At 72.1% G+C, this 16,950-nt stretch carries 14 protein-coding genes; 7 read left to right on the top strand and 7 right to left on the bottom strand.

Annotated elements, in window-relative coordinates; translation table 11 throughout:
• The first annotated feature begins 338 nt into the window (after nucleotides 1–338).
• Nucleotides 339–1,193 (top strand): GNAT family N-acetyltransferase, encoded by an 855-nt coding sequence (locus tag IPZ69_RS32495; RefSeq protein WP_235458241.1) that lies wholly within the window; start codon nucleotides 339–341, stop codon nucleotides 1,191–1,193.
• Between the two features lie 415 nt (nucleotides 1,194–1,608).
• Here IPZ69_RS32495 and IPZ69_RS32500 read toward each other — a convergent pair whose 3' ends face one another.
• A complete protein-coding gene (locus tag IPZ69_RS32500; protein ID WP_235458242.1) occupies nucleotides 1,609–2,940 on the bottom strand; it encodes an MFS transporter in 1,332 nt (443 codons plus the stop codon).
• Between the two features lie 59 nt (nucleotides 2,941–2,999).
• On the opposite strand from IPZ69_RS32500, the gene IPZ69_RS32505 reads away from it, so the two are divergent.
• Together IPZ69_RS32505 and IPZ69_RS32510 are read left to right on the top strand one after the other, a co-directional pair.
• On the top strand, nucleotides 3,000–3,386 hold the full coding sequence (locus IPZ69_RS32505) for a MerR family transcriptional regulator (RefSeq protein ID WP_235458243.1): 387 nt from the start codon (nucleotides 3,000–3,002) through the stop codon (nucleotides 3,384–3,386).
• A gap of 40 nt (nucleotides 3,387–3,426) precedes the next feature.
• Complete coding sequence (locus tag IPZ69_RS32510; protein WP_235458244.1) at nucleotides 3,427–4,203, top strand: GNAT family N-acetyltransferase; 777 nt, start codon at nucleotides 3,427–3,429, stop codon at nucleotides 4,201–4,203.
• Between the two features lie 261 nt (nucleotides 4,204–4,464).
• Here the strand turns inward: IPZ69_RS32510 and IPZ69_RS32515 are convergent, their stop codons facing one another.
• Nucleotides 4,465–4,728: a GlsB/YeaQ/YmgE family stress response membrane protein gene (locus IPZ69_RS32515; protein ID WP_235458245.1), complete on the bottom strand. Its 264-nt coding sequence runs from the start codon at nucleotides 4,726–4,728 to the stop codon at nucleotides 4,465–4,467.
• A gap of 217 nt (nucleotides 4,729–4,945) precedes the next feature.
• Here IPZ69_RS32515 and IPZ69_RS32520 point away from each other — a divergent pair, with 217 nt between their 5' ends.
• The gene (locus tag IPZ69_RS32520; RefSeq protein WP_235458246.1) at nucleotides 4,946–6,397 is read left to right on the top strand and encodes an immune inhibitor A; all 1,452 of its coding nucleotides are present in this window, start codon (nucleotides 4,946–4,948) and stop codon (nucleotides 6,395–6,397) included.
• 40 nt (nucleotides 6,398–6,437) lie between these two features.
• Here the strand turns inward: IPZ69_RS32520 and IPZ69_RS32525 are convergent, their stop codons facing one another.
• Both IPZ69_RS32525 and IPZ69_RS32530 read right to left on the bottom strand, forming a co-directional pair.
• Nucleotides 6,438–9,170 (bottom strand): glycoside hydrolase family 2 protein, encoded by a 2,733-nt coding sequence (locus IPZ69_RS32525; protein WP_235458247.1) that lies wholly within the window; start codon nucleotides 9,168–9,170, stop codon nucleotides 6,438–6,440.
• A 101-nt stretch (nucleotides 9,171–9,271) separates the two neighbouring features.
• Nucleotides 9,272–10,456, bottom strand: a complete 1,185-nt coding sequence (locus IPZ69_RS32530) for an ROK family transcriptional regulator (protein WP_235458248.1) — start codon at nucleotides 10,454–10,456, stop codon at nucleotides 9,272–9,274.
• Between the two features lie 118 nt (nucleotides 10,457–10,574).
• Between IPZ69_RS32530 and IPZ69_RS32535 the strand changes: the two genes are divergently transcribed.
• Both IPZ69_RS32535 and IPZ69_RS32540 read left to right on the top strand, forming a co-directional pair.
• Nucleotides 10,575–12,029 carry an APC family permease gene (locus IPZ69_RS32535; protein WP_235458249.1) on the top strand — a complete coding sequence of 485 codons (1,455 nt, stop codon included), beginning with the start codon at nucleotides 10,575–10,577 and terminating at the stop codon, nucleotides 12,027–12,029.
• Between the two features lie 162 nt (nucleotides 12,030–12,191).
• Entirely contained in the window at nucleotides 12,192–12,959 is a 768-nt protein-coding gene (locus IPZ69_RS32540; protein WP_235458274.1) for an ArsR/SmtB family transcription factor, read from the top strand.
• Nucleotides 12,960–13,086: 127 nt separating this feature from the next.
• On the opposite strand, the gene IPZ69_RS32545 is transcribed toward IPZ69_RS32540, so the two are convergent.
• Both IPZ69_RS32545 and IPZ69_RS32550 read right to left on the bottom strand, forming a co-directional pair.
• Complete coding sequence (locus IPZ69_RS32545; RefSeq protein ID WP_235458250.1) at nucleotides 13,087–13,533, bottom strand: SPW repeat protein; 447 nt, start codon at nucleotides 13,531–13,533, stop codon at nucleotides 13,087–13,089.
• A 165-nt stretch (nucleotides 13,534–13,698) separates the two neighbouring features.
• Nucleotides 13,699–14,349 (bottom strand): sigma-70 family RNA polymerase sigma factor, encoded by a 651-nt coding sequence (locus IPZ69_RS32550; RefSeq protein ID WP_235458251.1) that lies wholly within the window; start codon nucleotides 14,347–14,349, stop codon nucleotides 13,699–13,701.
• A 94-nt stretch (nucleotides 14,350–14,443) separates the two neighbouring features.
• On the opposite strand from IPZ69_RS32550, the gene IPZ69_RS32555 reads away from it, so the two are divergent.
• Nucleotides 14,444–15,493, top strand: coding sequence for a MerR family transcriptional regulator (locus IPZ69_RS32555; RefSeq protein ID WP_235458252.1), 1,050 nt, complete (start codon nucleotides 14,444–14,446; stop codon nucleotides 15,491–15,493).
• A gap of 32 nt (nucleotides 15,494–15,525) precedes the next feature.
• Here IPZ69_RS32555 and IPZ69_RS32560 read toward each other — a convergent pair whose 3' ends face one another.
• A complete protein-coding gene (locus IPZ69_RS32560; RefSeq protein WP_235458253.1) occupies nucleotides 15,526–16,902 on the bottom strand; it encodes a cryptochrome/photolyase family protein in 1,377 nt (458 codons plus the stop codon).
• Between the last annotated feature and the right edge of the window lie 48 nt (nucleotides 16,903–16,950).

Consider the following 16,950-nt stretch of genomic DNA (forward strand, 5'->3'; position numbering starts at 1 on the left):
GGCACCGCCGGTCCGGGGCGCCACGCTCGCCCACACGGGAGCGGACCTGACCGCCCCGGCCGTCGCCGCGAGCAGCGCGCTGCTGATCACCGGCGTGGTGTTGTACCGACGGTTCCGGCCGAATGGGGACCGCTGACCCCGGTCGGGTCGACAGCGCGGGAGGCCCCGCCGGGCATGCGGCCGGCGGGGCCTCCGGCTACGTCAACGCCCCAGCGAACAGGACTTGTTGAAGCCTCGACGGCTCGAACCCGTCGTGGCGCGAGGCCGGTTGATCGGGAAGGATGCTGCGGGCGCGGTCGATCACCGCGCCCCCGCATCTACGGAATTGGAGCGCACCGATGACCTCTTTGGCCCCCCAGGACCTCGTCGTCACGCGGGCCACCATCGAGGACTGGCCGGTGATCAGCAGGTGGGCGGCGGACGAGGGCTGGAACCCCGGGCTGTCCGACGGCCCCGCCTTCTTCGCCCAGGACCCCGACGGATTCTTCCTCGGCCGGATCGACGGGGAGCCGGTCTCGGCCATATCCGTCGTCAACTACGGCCCCGACTACGCCTTCCTGGGCTGCTACCTGGTCCGGCCGGACCAGCGCGGCCGCGGCCACGGCATCACCACCTGGAAGACCGCGCTGGCGCACGCCGGGAACCGCACCGTCGGCCTCGACGGAGTCGTCGCCCAGCAGGACAACTACCGTCAGTCCGGCTTCGAACTCGCCTACCGCACCATCCGGTTCACCGGCCCGGCCCCCGAGGCCGCCACGCCCGAGCGCGTCCGCCCGGCCGGCCCCGCCGACCTCGCGGCCGTCACCGCCTACGACAGCGCCTGCTACCCGGCCGACCGGCCCCGCTTCCTGGCCGCATGGCTGACCGGCGCTGGCCACCGGACGTTCGTCCGCACCGACGGCGAACGCCTCACCGGCTACGGCGTGATCCGCCCCGGGCGCGACAGCCTGCGCATCGGCCCGCTGTTCGCCGACGGCCCCGACGACGCGCGGGCCCTGTTCGCCGCCCTCACTGCCGAGGCCGCCGGACGCGAGGTCGCCGTCGACGTGCCCGAGACGAACGCAGCGGGCGTCGCCCTCGCCGAAGCGGCCGGCTTCACCGCCTCTTTCGAGACCGCCCGCATGTACACCGGCCCGGTACGCGACTTCGCCCAGGACCGGGTGTTCGGCGTCACGACCCTGGAACTCGGCTGACGCGTACGGCGGTTCACGTCGGCGGCGGGGCGCCGGGCGGTCGCGCTGCCGCTGAGCCGCCTGGCGTTGGTGCGGTGCCGGGGGCATCTGGTCGGGGCCGCGCCCGAACGGGCTTTTCCCGGCCTCTGCGCAGGATGGGAAAGGCGTGCCGTCGTTTCTCGGCGACCGTGACGAGCGCGGCCGTGACTACTCGAACTCGGCTGACGCGTACGGCGGTTGTTGTCGGCGGCGGGGCGCCGGGCGGTCGGGCCGTCGCTGAGCCGCCTGGCGTTGGTGCGATGCCGGGGGCGTTCGGGCGCGCCTGAACGGGCGCTTCCCGGCCGCCGCGCAGGACGGCAAAGGTGTGCCGTCGTTTCTCGGCGACCGTGACGAGGGCGGCCGTGACCACTCGAACGCAGCTGCCCCACCCGGCGGTTCACCTCCGCGGCGCGGCACCGCGAGGCCGCGCCGCCGCCGAGCTCCCCGGCGTTCGTGCGGCGTCGGGAGCCGGGGACTGGTCCGGGACATCCGGTCGCGGCCGCGATCTGCCGGGCCCGGCAGGGCCGCCGCGCCGTACCGGAAAGGCGTACCATCGTCCCCCGGCCACTATGACCAGCGCGGCCGTGACCAGTGGTAGCGCCGTCCAGGGCAGCGCGCCGGGACCTAGGCCGTCCAGGGTCAGGCCCCCGAGCAGCGAACCGGCCGCGATCCCCGCGTTGTAGACGGTGGTCTGCAGTGAGGTCGCCACATCGGCGTCCGCGGGGCCGGAGGCGTCGACGAGCGCGGTCTGGATCAGCGTCGGCGCGCCACCGAAGGCCACCCCCCACAGGGCGACCGCCCCGACGAGCGCACCGGACGTACCGGCGGCGAGACCGAGCACCGCCAGCACGGCCGAGAACAGGGTCAGCGCGGTGAGCAGGGCCGCCCGCAGATGACGGTCGACCAGCGCCCCGGTGACCCAGATCCCGGCCACCGTCGCGCATCCGAACACCGCGAGCAGCGGGCCGGTACGACCGAATCCGGCGTGCGCCGCGAACGGGGCGACGTACGTGTACATCACCTGATGGCCCAGCAGCAGGAACAGCGTCACGGACAGGACCGGACGGATCCCCGGGCGCCCGGCGACCCGGAGCAGCGGCACGCGCGCGTGCGCGGGTTCGCCGGGGAAGGCGGGCACCCGCCGTCGGGCCCAGCCCGCCACCAGGGCCGCGAGCAGGGCCGGCAGAACGGAGACCGTGCGCCAGGGCAGTACCCCGGCCAGCGCGGTGGCGGCGGGGACGCCCAGGGACAGGGCGAGGGTGATGCCGGCCAGCACGGTCGCGATGGCCCGGCCGCGCCGCTCGGCGGGCACCATCCGGGCCGCGTACCCGACCAGCATCGCCCACAGCGTGCCGCCCATCGCCCCGGCCAGCAGCCGGGCCGCGAACGTGAGGGCGTACGACGACGAGACGGCGACCAGGGCGTTCGCACAGGCGAGACCCAACAGCGCGCCGACGAGCACCGGCCGGCGCGGCAGCCCGCGCAAGGCCGCGGTGAGCGGGACGGCGGCCAGGAAGGAGGCGGCCGCGTACGCGGTGACCAGGAAGCCGACGCGGGCCTCGGAGACGCCCAGCGCCGGGGCCATCGACGGCAGCAGCCCGGCCGGGAGCAGTTCGGTCATGACGGCGGTGAAGGCCGCGGCCGACAGTGCGAGCAGGCCCGGCCACGGCAGCGCAGCGGGCGGGGGAGCGGGCAGGGGAGTGCCCCTGACCCGGGAAGCGGTGGACATGCGAGCATGGTCGGAGCCTCACATCAGTGTGAAGGTCAAGCGCGGCCCCGGAGGGAGCCATGAGGATCGGCGAGCTGTCCCGCCGCACAGGCGTCCCCACCCGGCTGCTGCGCTACTACGAGGAACAGGACCTGCTCCACCCCGAGCGGACCGGCAACGGCTACCGCACCTACGCCGAGTCCGCCGTCCAGGACGTCCAGCAGATCCGCGGACTGCTGGACTCGGGCCTCACCACGGAGATGATCCGCGCGATCCTGCCGTACCTCTCCGGCCCCGGCGAGATCCATCCGCCCCCCGAGTCCGTGACCCCCGGGACGGCCGCGCTGCTGCGCGATCACCTCGACCGCATCCAGGCCCGCATCGACTGCCTGGCCCGCAACCACGACCGGCTGAGCGCCTACCTGGCCGCGGTACGCCCGGTCGACGGGAACAGCGTCGACGGGTAATCCCGTTGCCCGGGCCCGCCCAGGATGCTGGAGTGAGCGCATGGATCACGCCTCGGTGCTCGCCCTGTACGACCGTGACATGCGCGAGGGCGCCCGGCCCGACGGACCCGGAGCCCGGATCGAGCGCGCCGGCGACGTGGTGCGGCAGGTCGCCGACGCCCACGGCTGGAACGGCGTCGTCTGGTCGGGACTGGACCGGGCGGGCGCGGACCGGGCGATCGAAGAGCAGATCGCCCATTTCACCTCACTGGGCCGCGACTTCGAGTGGAAGCTGTACGGCCACGACCTCCCGCACGACCTCGGCGCGCGGCTCACCGCCGCGGGATTCCGGCCGGAGCCCGAGGAGACGCTGATGATCGCCGAGACGGGCACGCTGACCGTCGAGGCACGGCCACCCGCCGGCGTCCGCCTCCTGCCCGCCGCCGACGCGGCGGGCGTCGACCTCGTGGTGGACGTGCACGAGAGGGCGTTCGGCACGGACGGGACGCGGCTGCGGCACCGGCTGCTCGCCCGGCTCGCCGCCGACCCGGACACGGTCGTCGCCGTCGTGGCGCTCGCCGGCGAGGAGCCGGTCGCCGCGGCCCGCCTGGAGCTGGTCCCGGGCGCCCGGTTCGCCGGGTTGTGGGGCGGCGGCACCGTCGAGGCGTGGCGCGGCCGGGGCCTCTACCGCGCCTTGGTCGCCCACCGCGCCCACACCGCCGCGGCCCTCGGCTACCGCTACCTCCAGGTCGACGCCTCCACCCAGAGCCGCCCCATCCTCGAACGCCTGGGCTTCCAGCCCTTGAGCACGACGACGCCGTACGTGTACGAGCCGTAGCCCGGCAGGTCTGTCCCCCGAAAGGGTCCAACGGCCCGGTGTTCAGGGCCTGTTGGCCCCACGCGTCGACGCCACCGCGCTGCGACCCTGAGGGTGTGGGGGTCGCCACGACCCCGGGGGACAGCCTCCCGCAAGCGCCCTTCCTCCCCCGTGTTCGGCGCTCGGTCGAGGCTGTGGGCCCGCCGACGCCGAGGGGAGCCGCGTCGGCGGGCCCGCACCGTGTCGCCCGCACGGCAGGGCGTTTCTGGTGTTTCCGACGGTTCAGCGGCGTGACAGCGCCCGGTCCAGGGACGCCACACCCACCGCCGCGAGTCCGATCTGGATGAACCACTCGATCCAGTCGGGGCCCTTGGTGTCGGCCACCCCGAACCCGGCGGCGATCGCCGAACCCAGCAGCGCGGCCACGATGCCGACGACGATCGTCCAGAGGACGCCGATGTGCTGACGGCCGGGGACGACGAGGCGTCCCAGCACGCCGATGATGATGCCGATGACGATGGCACTGATGATGCCCGAGATTTCCATCTCCGCCCCTCTTCGTCGCGATACCCGCTGATGTCCAATGTGCCCCCGAAATCCGGGGCCAGTCCGCTCCGGTCATTGCCGGGACTTTCTGTTCACCGGCCCGACACGTCATGTACCTTTCAATCAATCGACGCGTGTAGAACGCTCAACCGGGTTCTACGCGCGCAGACTTGGCGCCCGCCCCGCCTCTACCCCACCGCTCACGGAGGTTCGCCGGATGCTCGGTTCCAGAAGATCCCCCCGCAGATTCGCCACGGCCCTGGCCGGCTTCGGGCTGCTCGTCACGGGAGCCGCCCTGCAGCTCGGCACCGGTGCCGCACCCGCCCACGCGGCCACCACGCACCGCATCCTGTTCGACAACGCCCATGCCGAGACGGCCGGCAACGCCGACTGGATCATCTCCACCAGCCAGCCCGACCCGCTCGGCCAGGACTCCTCCCCGTCCGCCGAGACGGACTGGACCGGCGCCCTGTCCTCCTGGGGCGTCTCCCTGCAGAAGACCGGCGGCTACAGCCTGAAGACGCTGCCGTCGGGCTCCAGCCTCAGCTACGGCGGCTCCTCGACGACCGACCTGTCGAACTTCGACACGCTGGTCCTGCCCGAGCCGAACACGCTGTTCACGACCGCCGAGAAGACGGCGATCATGAACTTCGTGAAGAACGGCGGCGGTCTGTTCATGATCTCCGACCACACCGGCGCCGACCGCAACAACGACGGCCAGGACGCGGTCGAGATCCTCAACGACCTGATGACCAACAACAGCGTCGACTCGACCGACCCGTTCGGCTTCTCCATCGACTCGCTGAGCATCAGCTCCGGCTACCCGGCGGCCATCAGCGACAGCACCGACCCGGTGCTGCACGGCTCCTTCGGCACCGTCACCAAGAGCCTGATCGCCAGCGGCACCACCGCCACCCTCAAGCCCGCCGACAACTCCTCCGTCAAGGGCCTGCTCTACCGCAGCGGTTACTCCGGCAACACCGGTGCCTTCTTCCTCACCAGCACCTTCGGCAGCGGCCGCGTCGCCTTCTGGGGCGACAGCTCGCCCATCGACGACGGCACCGGCCAGTCCGGCAACACCCTGTACGACGGCTGGAACGACTCCGGCGCCACCAACGCGGCCCTCGCCCTCAACGCCACCGCGTGGCTGGCCGGTTCGGGCAGCACCGGCGGAGGCGGTGGCGGCGGCTCCACCTGCACCGCCGCCCAGCTGCTCGGCAACAACGGCTTCGAGTCGGGCAACACCACCTGGAGCGCCAGCAGCGGCGTCGTCACCAACTCCACCGGCGAGTCGGCGCGCACGGGTTCGTACTACGCCTGGCTGGACGGCTACGGCAGCGCCACCACCGACACCCTCTCCCAGCCGGTGACCATCCCGTCCGGCTGCACCACCGCCACGCTCAGCTTCTACCTGCACGTCGACACCGCGGAGACCAGCACCAGCACGGCGTACGACACGCTCAAGGTCCAGGTCCTGAACAGCTCCGGAACCGTCCTGGGCACCCTGGCGACCTACTCCAACCTCAACGCCGCCAGTGGCTACACCCAGCGCAGCTTCAACCTGGCGAGTTACGCCGGCCAGAGCATCACCCTGAAGTTCACCGGCACCGAGGGCTCCACCCTGCAGACGTCCTTCGTCCTCGACGACACGGCGCTCAACGTCAGCTGACGCCGAAGGGGCCCGGCCTCGTCGGCCGGGCCCCACCGGGTCACGCCGCCGGGACCGTCGTCTCCGGCGTGTTCCAGCCGGAGGTCCTCACCCGTGGTGCGGATCCGTGCAGATCGGCCGTCCGGTAGGTGGCGGTCAGCGTCACCGACTCGCCCGGCCACAGGCTCACCTGGTTGTCCGACCAGCGCACCGGCAGCACCGGCCGGCCCTGCGCGTCGACCAGATGGGCGTCCGTCAACAGCGCCGGGGTCTTTCCGCTCCCCGTGGCCCGCAGGGTCACCGTGGTGGTCGAGGTCCCGTCCGAGGAGCCCGTCGACGTCGTCGTCGCGGTCGCCGACACCGGCGCCTGGGCCATCGACGTCAGCCCCTTCAGATCGGCGTAGCTCGTCGTCGGCGTGTAGTACCAGTCGGTGCCGGCCCAGTCGAGGGTGTCCGGCTTGGTGGAGAGCCAGTACACGTTGCGGCTCACCTCCTTGCCCGAGGAGTCGGTCAGGACCAGGCGGACCAGGTACGTCGTCGACAGCCCGCTCACCGACGCGGGAAGCGTCAGCGCGGTGGTGTGCGCCCCGTCCCCGTCGACCGTGACCCCGGTGACGGTCTTGTCGTACTTCTGCGTGCCGTCGGGGTTGAACAGCGTGGCCCGCGCGGTCAGTCCGGTCGCGGAGCCGTGCCGGTTGTCGACCACGACGACCGAGCGGTTGTCGTACGAGTACTGGATGTGCAGCGGCTCGTTGGCCTTCTTGGCGCCGAAGTAGGCGCCGCCCTGGTCGAGATAGCGGTCCATCAACTGCCAGTGCAGGGACGTCCAGCCGCTGTTGAACATCCAGTAGATCACCCCGGTGGACGGCTTCGAGGCGTCCGTCTGGTTGCGCTCGTAGGCCTCGTACTGCGCGCGGACGTTCTCGTACTGCGCGAGCTGCGCCTTGCGTACGTAGTCGGTGAGGCCGGTCGGGGCGCCGTAGCGGCCGGCGAGGGCGTTGTCGTAGATCTTCAGCGTGCCGAAGACCGGCGACGGGGAGCGGTGGTACTGCTTGGTGCTGGGGTTCTTCCAGAGGGTGTCCAGCTCGGCCGGTGACATCATCCGGCGCAGGGTGTCGAGGGTGGGGATGTCCGGGCCCGCGCTGGTCTCGGAGTTGAAGCCGGTGGCCCCGCCCTCGCGCTTGGCGTACCAGTAGTTCGGCGGGATCCAGTCGTAGGGGCCGGTCATCTTCATGCCCGAACTGCCCAGCTGCGGCGAGGACTTGGCGGAGGCGGCGGAGACCACCGGGGTCGGCCAGTCGGCGGCCCGCAGGGCGTCCAGGTAGTTCTTCTCGATCGTCGCGTCGGGTGCGAAGTCGCTGCCGATCAGGAAGGAGATCACGCTCGGGTGGTCACGCAGCCGGGCGGCCTCGGCGGCCATCGACGCCTTGGCGACCGGGTAGTCGGCCGGGGTCCACTTGTCGCCGGACTCGCCGCTCCCGTTGACCTGGCCCTCCCACTTGTCGCAGCACTCCCAGCCCGGCAGGGTCAGGACGCCGTAGCGGTCGGCCAGTTCGAAGAACTCGTCGGGCTCGATGTGCCCTTCGAGACGGATGGTGTTGAGGCCGAGGTCGAGTGCGTACTTCAGCCGGTCCTCGACATAGGTCCGGTCCCAGCGCAGGAACTCGTCCGGCGACCAGCCGCCGCCCTTGATCAGCAGCTTGCGGCCGTTGATCCGGTACTGGCGGGCGCCGTCGGAGTTCAGCGGCGCCTGCACGTCACGGATGCCGAAGGTCTCGTGCGTGGAGTCCGACGGCGTACCGGCGACGGACGCGGTCAGGTCGAGGCCGTACAGGGGCTGGTCGCCCATGCCCGCCGGCCACCACACCCGCGGCGAGGTGAGGTGCAGGCCGGGGGAGTCGGCCGGGGTGAAGGTGACGGTCTTCGTCTCGTGCGCGGCGAGCGTGACGGTCCTGGCGAAGGACGTTCCCCCGACGCTGCCGGAGACCTCGGTGGTGACGGGGGCGTCGGAGTCGTTGCGGGCCTGTGCCTTGACCGTCAGGTCGGCCGTGGCGAGCGAGGGGACGGCCAGTTTGCTCACCACGTGCGCGTCGCGCAGCGCGACCGGGCCGCCGCGGCGGACCAGGACGTCCCGGACGATGCCCATGTTCTCGTCGGGCGGCGGCTGGAGCCAGTCGATCCAGCCCATGGTGAGGTTCTTGTTCGGCTCGTTGGGCCGGATGCGGAAGGCGACCGTGTTGGTGCCGGAGCGGACCAGCGAGGTGACGTCCAGTTCGTGCCGGGTGTAGGCGCCGGCGACATCGGCGGCCTTGGCCACCTGGCGGCCGTTCACATAGACGTCGGCCGCCGAGATCACGCCGCTGAAGTCGAGGTAGGTGCGCTCGGCGGTGTCGGCGACCATGAAGTCGGTCCGGTACCACCACGGGACCTGGAAGTCGGCCTTGGGGATCTTCTGCTGGTTGGTGGAGTAGAACGGGTCCGCGTACAGACCGTTCGCGAGCAGTGCCGCGAGGACGGTGGAGCGGGGGCCGGCCGGGTACCAGCCGGTCGCCGGATAGCCGGGGGAGGAGACGGCCTCCGGGGAGTCTCCGACCTTCGCCGTCGACTGGATCGCGTAGCCGGACAGCGGGGTGCTGCTGCCGGCGGCGGAGGGGACGCGGGTGACCCGGGCGTGCGCCCGTGTCGGGGCCGGATCCCGGGACCCGGCCCAGGCACTGGTGGACAGCGAACAGAGCAGGCCCAGGGCCACGGCCGCGGTGGCGAGGCGGCGCCTGGGGGCGGGGCGAGGGAACACGGCGGTCTCCAGCCTCGTAAAGTTAGGAAACTTTACTAACCCGCCTCAAGCTAGGGCGCCGGGTGGGCGGTGTCAATCACCGTGGCCCCGGCGGCAGATGTTCAGGACACGGCCGTCCTGTGCTCGAACACCATCTCCCGTGCGGTGCCCAACGCCGTCGCCACCGCGCCCAGCAGGACCGCGTCCTCACCCAGTCGGCTCGGCGCGATCTTCGGGCGCAGGGGGGTGAGCGTGCGCAGATGCTCCCGGACCGGCCGCAGCAGCAGGTCCACGCTGTGGCCCACCCCGCCGCCCAGGACCACGAGATCCGGGTCGAGCACCGCCGCGGCGGCCGCCACCGTGTGCGCGATCCGCTCGCCCTCCAGGCGGACCGCCTTGACCGCGGCCTCGTTGCCCTGCCGGGCCGCGTCGAACACGGCCTTGGCGGTGAGCTGCCCGCTCATCCCGAACCGGCGCGCCGCCTCGACGACGGCCACCCCCGACACGGCGTCCTCCAGCCGCTCCGGCTTGAGCTGCCCCGGCCAGGGCAGGAAACCGATCTCCCCGGCCAGCCCGTGCGCGCCCGTGAACAGCCGCCCCTCGCTGACGACGCCCATGCCGAGACCGGTCCCGATCAGGATGTACGCGAACAGCCGGCTGCCCGCGCCGACCCCGAAGGTGTACTCGCCCAGGGCGGCCAGATTGGCGTCGTTGTGCACTTCCAGCGGTATGCCGAGCTCGGCGCGCAGCCGGTCGAGCAGCCCCGCGCGGCCCCAGCCCGGCAGATGCATCGCATACCTGACGCGCCGCTGCTTCTCGTCGTAGACGCCGGGTGTGCCCACTACCCCGTGCGCCACCTGTGCCGGGTCCACCCCGGAGTTGGCCACGACCTGCCGGGCGGTGCCGACCAGCAGGTCGGTGAGGGCGTCCGCGCCGCGGGCGGGGTTGCGCACGTCGGAGCGGGCGACCACCGTGCCGTCCAGGTCGGCCAGCGCGACCCGCAGCCAGCTGCGGCCCATGTCGATGCCGAGCGCGTAACCGGCGGCCGGGTCCGGGGCGTACAGGACGGCGACCCGCCCGCGCTCGGGGGCGTGGGTGCCGACCTCGTGCACGAGCCCGGCCGCCTCCAGCGAGGCGAGCGCGCTGGAGACCGTCGGCTTGGACAGACCGGTCTCCCTGGCCAGTTGGGCCCGGGACGCGGCGCCGTGGTCCCGCAGCCGGTCCAGGAGCAGCCGTTCGTTGGCGCTGCGCAGCCGTTGACGGCTCCAGGGCTGTTCGTGCTGCTCTATGGCGTCGCTGGCGGGCATCGCACCATTCTCACGTATTCCTGTCGCATACTTGACGCATCTAGTAAGGCTCCTTAACTTTATCGGCCATCCCGCCTCCTCCGGCAGACCTCGCCGTGCAACGCGTCAGGAGCCCCCAATGTCCGGTAGTCCGCCACCCTCGGGTGGCTTCGTCCGTCGCGTCGGCCTCTTCCAGGCCACCGCCATCAACATGAGCCAGATGTGCGGCATCGGCCCGTTCGTGACGATCCCGCTGATGGTCGCCGCGTTCGGCGGCCCCCAGGCGGTCATCGGGTTCGTCGCGGGCGCGGTGCTGGCGCTCTGCGACGGTCTCGTCTGGGCCGAACTGGGCGCCGCGATGCCCGGCTCCGGCGGCAGCTACGTCTATCTGCGCCAGGCCTTCCAGTACCGCACGGGCCGGCTGATGCCGTTCCTGTTCGTGTGGACGGCGATGCTCTTCATCCCGCTGATCATGTCCACCGGCGTGGTCGGCTTCGTCCAGTACCTCGGCTATCTCGCCCCCGACCTGGGCCAGACCCCGGGCGACCTGATCGGCCTCGGCGTCATCGCCCTCGTCGTGATCCTGCTCTGGCGGGGCATCGAGCACATCGCCCGCATCACCGCCGTGATGTGGGCCGTCATGATCGCCTCGGTGCTCCTGGTGATCGTCGCCGCGGCGACGGACTTCAGCACGGACCTGGCCTTCACCTACCCGGCGCACGCCTTCGACCTGACCTCGAACCACTTCTGGCTCGGCTTCGCCGCGGGCCTGACCATCGGCATCTACGACTACCTCGGCTACAACACCACCGCCTACATGGGCGCCGAGATCAAGGACCCGGGCCGGACGCTGCCGCGGTCCATCATCTTCTCGATCCTCGGGATCATGGCGATCTACCTGCTGCTGCAGATCGGCACGCTGGGCGTCATCGACTGGCAGCGCATGAGCAACCCGGACGACATCGCCGCCACCTCGGTGGCCTCTGCGGTCCTGGAGAAGACCTGGGGCAAGGGTGCCGCCGACACGGTGACCGTACTGATCCTGATCACGGCGTTCGCCTCGGTGTTCACCGGGCTCCTCGGCGGCTCGCGGGTGCCCTACGACGCCGCCCGCGACCGCGTCTTCTTCCGCCCCTACGCGAAGCTGCACCCCCGCCACCGCTTCCCGATGCTGGGCCTGGCGACGATGGGCGTGATCACCGCGATCGGGTTCCTGATCGGCCGCCACACGGACCTGGCCACCCTGATCCAGCTGCTGACCACGGTGATGGTGATCGTCCAGGCGCTGTCCCAGATCGTGGCCCTGTCCGTCCTGCGCAAACGGCAGCCGACCCTGCGCCGCCCCTACCGCATGTGGCTCTACCCCCTCCCGAGCATCCTTGCCTTCGTCGGCTGGTGCGTGATCTACGGCTACGCCGACAAGAATTCCCCGGGCCGCCACCCCATCGAGTGGTCCCTGGCCTGGGTGGCCCTCGGCTGCGTGGCCTTCGTCATCTGGGCACGGCTGGAGAAGGTGTGGCCGTTCGGGCCGAGGGAGATCACGGAGGAGTTCCTCACCGCGCCCACGCCGGACACGGAGCCCGCCGGCGCCTGACCTCGACCGTCCCGCTGCGCGCCGCGGACCCCATCGCTCGCGAGGCCGTCCCGGCCGGGCTCACGTCCGGCCGGGGCGGCCTTTTCGGCCGCCGCCCGGCTTGACATGCAAGTAATCGACTGCATAACTTCGAGTGTGCGATCAGAGGACGACGACAGCGGGATGGACAAGGTCTTCAAGGCGCTTGCCGACGAGACGCGCAGACGGTTGCTCGACCGGCTGCACGAGCAGAACGGCCAGACGCTGGGCGAGTTGTGCCGGCGCATCGAGATGACACGCCAGTCGGTGACCCAGCATCTCGCCCTCCTGGAGGCCGCCAACCTGGTCAGCACCGTGCGGCGGGGCCGGGAGAAGCTGCACTACCTCAACCCCGTGCCGCTCCACGAGATCCAGGAACGGTGGATCGACAAGTTCGAGCGCCCGCGCCTGCGCGCGCTCGGCGCACTGAAGCGACAAGCCGAGGAAGCCATGACCGACAAGCCGAGTTTCGTCTACGTCACCTACATCGCGAGCTCCCCGGAGAAGGTCTTCGAGGCGCTCACCGACGCGGAGCTCACCGCCGTCTACTGGGGGCACAGCAACGTCTCGGACTGGAAGCCCGGCTCCCGCTGGCAGCACCTGCGCACCGACGGCTCCGGCATCGCCGACGTGGTCGGCACCGTCGTCGAGAGCGAACCGCCGACCCGCCTGGTCACGACCTGGACGTCCCCCGAGACCGAGGGGCAGGAGGACAAGTACTCCCGGGTCACCTTCGAGATCCGGCCGCACGAGGACATCGTCCGCCTGACCGTCACCCACGAGGACCTGGGCGACGAGGGTGAGCGCGCGGACGTAGCGCAGGGCTGGCCGGCGGTGCTGTCCAACCTCAAGTCGATCCTGGAGACCGGCAGCCCGATGCCGCAGGCGCCGTGGCAGGTGCCGGCGCACTGAGCGGCCGCGGCGGGGCCGGAACGCCGACCGGCCGCGGCGAGGAGGGAACGTCGTCCGGACACGGCGAGGCCGGCTCGCTTTCGCGCACCGGCCTCGCGGTAATTGTTCCTTTCCTCGTTGTTCTCTTCTATGGCATGGGGGCCACCGGGGTGGCCTTCGCCGCCGTCATGGCGCACAGCAACCCGAGGACCACGGCCAGCGCGCCGATGATGACGTTGTTGAGGATGACGCCGGTGTCCGGGCTGGTGCCGACGATCCATGGCGCGATGATCATCCAGACGCCGAGGGCACACATGGCCCAGCTCAGGCCGTACATCCGAGCCGGAGCGGTGGTGAATCCCAGGGCCAGCAGGCCGATCGCGATACCCATGATCAGGTTGTGGGTGGCGAGCGCCGGCTGGCTCGCCGTGTAGTGGAGGATCCACGGGGATGCCGCGCAGTACAGACCGAGCAGGAACACCGGTCCGTCCACGAGCGCTACATCACGACCGCCGAGCATGCGGGCGTAGCGTGCCCGCATTTCGGAGACATCAGGGTGGCTCGCTATGTCGTGTCTGGGAGAGACGTTGGCCATGGCTGGTCTCCTTTGACTTGCAGGCCTGACCGCGTCTGCTGCGGCACCGTAAACGCCGCATCCACCCATTCTGCCCTTATTCCGCCCTTATATATAGAGGCAGTACGGGATCGGTGGTATCAATCTCTGCATCGCTTCTGCGTCGAATTCATGTTCCTGTGAGGCTCAAGCGTTCGCGTACGCGTGCTCTTCGGTCCGTGTCTGCTGTTCGAGGCGATGCCTCAACCGGTGCAGCCCGCGCCGCGCGTGACTCTTCACCGTGCCCAGCGGCCAGCCCGTGCGGGCGGCGATCTGGGGCTGCGTCAGGTCCTCGTAGAAGGCCAGGCACAGCACCCGCCGCTGGGCCGCAGGAAGCCCGGCCAGCTCGTGCCGGACCAGCACGCGGTCCAGCGCGTCCTCGGGCTGCCCGGTCCTGGCGTCCCCGGTGCCGAGGGCCGACCCGGCCGCTGTGACCAGGTCGCCCCGCCGAGTCCGCGCGGTCAGCGCGTCCGCGATCCTGCGCCGGGTGATACCGACGATCCAGGCGCCGAGCGGACCGCGTTCCGGCCGGTATCCGTGCCGCCCGCGCCACACGCCGAGGAACACCTGCTGGGTGACGTCCTCCGCCTCGCCGTCGTCCCCCAGCGAACGCCTGGCCAGCGTGAACACCAGCCCGGACCAGCGCCGGTAGGCGGCGGCCAGACAGGCGTCCTCGCCCGCGACCAGACCGCGGGCGATCTCCTCGTCGGCGAACGACTCCTCGGCCGGGGCCCGCGGCGACGTCGTGGCGACGGGGTACGGCGGTGGGTGAGCGGGGGCGGCCCGACAGGGCGTCATGATCACGGCTCCTCACGTGGGGCGCTGTCGCCATCGTGCGAGCGCGTGAGGCAAGGCCTCAACTTGCGTCGATTCTGCGTCGTATAGTCGCTGTATGGGTGAGTACGCGCTGGTGAGCGAGCCGGAGCGGTCCGGTCCGGGCCCCGCCGCCCCGTCCGGCGACGCCGGGCTGACCACCGGTGCCCTGGCCCGCAGGCTCGGCGTCTCGCCCACGACCCTGCGCACCTGGGACCGCCGCTACGGCCTCGGACCCGCCGAGCGCGCCGACGGCCGGCACCGGCGCTGGACGCCCCGCGACGTGGCGAAGCTGGAGACGATGTGCCGGCTGACGTCCGCGGGAGTACCGCCCGCCGAGGCGGCCCGCGCGGCGAAGGAGGGCACCGAGCCCGCCGCACGGCCACCCGACGGACCGTCCCGGGCAGACAGATCGCCGAGGGGCGCCGGACCGGCTCCGCGTTCGCGGGCGGCGGGCGGCCTGCCGCTCGGTGACGTGCGCCAGGAGTGCCGGGGCCTGGCCCGCGCCGCCGTGCGCCTGGACGCCGCGGCCGTCGACGAGCAACTCTCCTCCGCCGTGGCCGAATACGGCGTCACCGTCGCCTGGCAGGAGGTGATGGTGCCGACCCTGCACGCCGTGGGACGCAAATGGGCCTCGTCGGGAGACCGTTACGTCGAGGTGGAGCACCTTCTGTCGTGGCACGTCTCCACCGTGCTGCGCCGGCACACCCGGCCGCCCGGGACGACGGCGGACGCCACGGCTCCCGGGCCGGTGATCCTGGCCTGCGTACCCGGCGAGCAGCACACCCTGCCACTGGAGGCGCTCAACGCCGGACTGTGCGAACTCGGCCTGCCCACACGGATGTTCGGCGCCGCCGTGCCCGTCGAGGCACTCACGGCTGCGGTCCGGCGCCTGGGGCCGGCCGCCGTGGTCCTGTGGGCACAGGCGCGCTCGACGGCGAGCCCGCCCCTGGCCCAGCACGTGGCCGCCACGGAGTGGGGCGTGCGGGGCGCGCGGCGGCGGCCCGCCGTCCTGCTGGCCGGACCGGGCTGGTCCGGCCGGCCGGCGAGGGGCATGCTGCGCCCGACGGCACTGCGCGACGCGATCGACACCCTGGCCGGGACACGGAGCGCCGCGCCGCCGCGCTGACCGGCCGTGCCCCGGGCGCCCGCGCGGCCCCCTCAGTCGCGTTCGCGGGCCCGCCGGAACCGGGCCAGCCCGTCGGACAGGTCGACGATCGGGTCCGGGTAGTCGATCGCGGCGCGGTCCAGGCCCCACAGTTTCCACGGCTCGTGCACCACGGGGCCCTCGACTCCCTCCAGTTCGGGCACCCAGCGCCGGACGTACGCGCCGTCCGGGTCGTAGCGTTTGCCCTGGGTGACGGGGTTGAGGACGCGGTTGGGGCGGGAGTCCGTGCCCGTGCCCGCCATCCACTGCCAGTTCAGCTGGTTGTTGGCCACGTCCCCGTCCACCAGCAGATCCAGGAAGTGCCGGGCGCCCACCCGCCAGTCGACGTAGAGCGTCTTGGTCAGGAAGCTCGCGGCCAGCAGGCGGCCCCGGTTGTGCATCCAGCCCTCGTACCGGAGCTGGCGCATGGCCGCGTCCACGACCGGATAGCCGGTACGGCCCTCCCGCCAGGCCTCGACGTCGTCCCGGGCCGTCCGCTCGGAGCGCCAACGGTCGCGCTTGGTGCGGTAGTCGGCGCCGGCCGCGCCCGGCCGCGCCGACAGCACCTGACGGTGGAAGTCGCGCCAGGCGAGCTGCCGGACGAAGGCATCGGCGCCCGGACCGCCCGCCTGGCGTGCCCGGTGGACGAGCTCGACGGGGGAGAGCGTCCCGAAGTGCAGGTGCGGCGAGAGGTGCGAGGTCGCGTCGCCGGCCAGGTCGTCGTGCCGGTCCTCGTAGTGCGCCACACCGCGGCGCAGCCAGGCGGTCATCCGCTTCCGGCCCACCCTCTCGCCGCCGGGGGCCAGCCCCTCGGACAGCCCCGAAAGCCCCGTGCGGGTGGGGAGGTCCTCGGACCCGACGCCGTCCGGCACCCGTACCGCGCGGGGTGCGCCGAGCGGCTTGCGCAGCGGCTGCCGCGCCCACTGCCGGAAGTACGGCGTGAACACCGCGAAGTGGTCGGAGGTGGCCGGGGTCACCGCGCCCGGAGCGACCGCCGTGGTCACCGTGTCGTGGACGTGCAGCCGACGTCCCTCGGCCTCCAGGGCCTGCCGCAGCCGTGCCTCCCGGCGGTGCGCGTAGGCGCTGACGTCGGCCGCCATGTGCACCTCGTCGGCGTCCGCCTCGGCCGCCACCTTGCCCACCTCGTCCACGACGTCACCGGACCGTACGATCAATCGCCCGCCGCGCTCGCGCAGTTCCGCGTCCAGGTCACGCAGGCAGTCGGCGAGGAACGCCAGCCGGTTGGGGGCCGCGAAGCCGGCGTCGTCCACCGCCCGGTCACGGACGAACAGCGGCACCACCAGCCGCCCCGGCCCGTCCAGGGCGGCCCGCAGCGGCGGGTGGTCGTGCAGACGCAGGTCGGAGGTGAAAAGGACGACCGAGACGTTCATGAGGCGACTCCGGGTGGGACGGGTGCTGACGGTGAGCTGATTCCGCCC

The sequence above is a fragment of the Streptomyces olivochromogenes genome (genome assembly GCF_021538895.1).
GTDB lineage: Bacteria > Actinomycetota > Actinomycetes > Streptomycetales > Streptomycetaceae > Streptomyces > Streptomyces olivochromogenes_A.

Bases quoted from the DNA above. Each gene is read 5' to 3' on its own strand.
- IPZ69_RS32495 (WP_235458241.1), top strand. From the start codon at position 339: ATGACCTCTTTGGCCCCCCAGGACCTCGTCGTCACGCGGGCCACCATC.
- IPZ69_RS32540 (WP_235458274.1), top strand. From the start codon at position 12,192: ATGGACAAGGTCTTCAAGGCGCTTGCCGACGAGACGCGCAGACGGTTG.
- IPZ69_RS32550 (WP_235458251.1), bottom strand. From the start codon at position 14,349: ATGACGCCCTGTCGGGCCGCCCCCGCTCACCCACCGCCGTACCCCGTC.
- IPZ69_RS32520 (WP_235458246.1), top strand. From the start codon at position 4,946: ATGCTCGGTTCCAGAAGATCCCCCCGCAGATTCGCCACGGCCCTGGCC.
- IPZ69_RS32505 (WP_235458243.1), top strand. From the start codon at position 3,000: ATGAGGATCGGCGAGCTGTCCCGCCGCACAGGCGTCCCCACCCGGCTG.
- IPZ69_RS32560 (WP_235458253.1), bottom strand. From the start codon at position 16,902: ATGAACGTCTCGGTCGTCCTTTTCACCTCCGACCTGCGTCTGCACGAC.
- IPZ69_RS32500 (WP_235458242.1), bottom strand. From the start codon at position 2,940: ATGTCCACCGCTTCCCGGGTCAGGGGCACTCCCCTGCCCGCTCCCCCG.
- IPZ69_RS32510 (WP_235458244.1), top strand. From the start codon at position 3,427: ATGGATCACGCCTCGGTGCTCGCCCTGTACGACCGTGACATGCGCGAG.
- IPZ69_RS32545 (WP_235458250.1), bottom strand. From the start codon at position 13,533: ATGGCCAACGTCTCTCCCAGACACGACATAGCGAGCCACCCTGATGTC.
- IPZ69_RS32555 (WP_235458252.1), top strand. From the start codon at position 14,444: ATGGGTGAGTACGCGCTGGTGAGCGAGCCGGAGCGGTCCGGTCCGGGC.
- IPZ69_RS32535 (WP_235458249.1), top strand. From the start codon at position 10,575: ATGTCCGGTAGTCCGCCACCCTCGGGTGGCTTCGTCCGTCGCGTCGGC.
- IPZ69_RS32515 (WP_235458245.1), bottom strand. From the start codon at position 4,728: ATGGAAATCTCGGGCATCATCAGTGCCATCGTCATCGGCATCATCATC.
- IPZ69_RS32530 (WP_235458248.1), bottom strand. From the start codon at position 10,456: ATGCCCGCCAGCGACGCCATAGAGCAGCACGAACAGCCCTGGAGCCGT.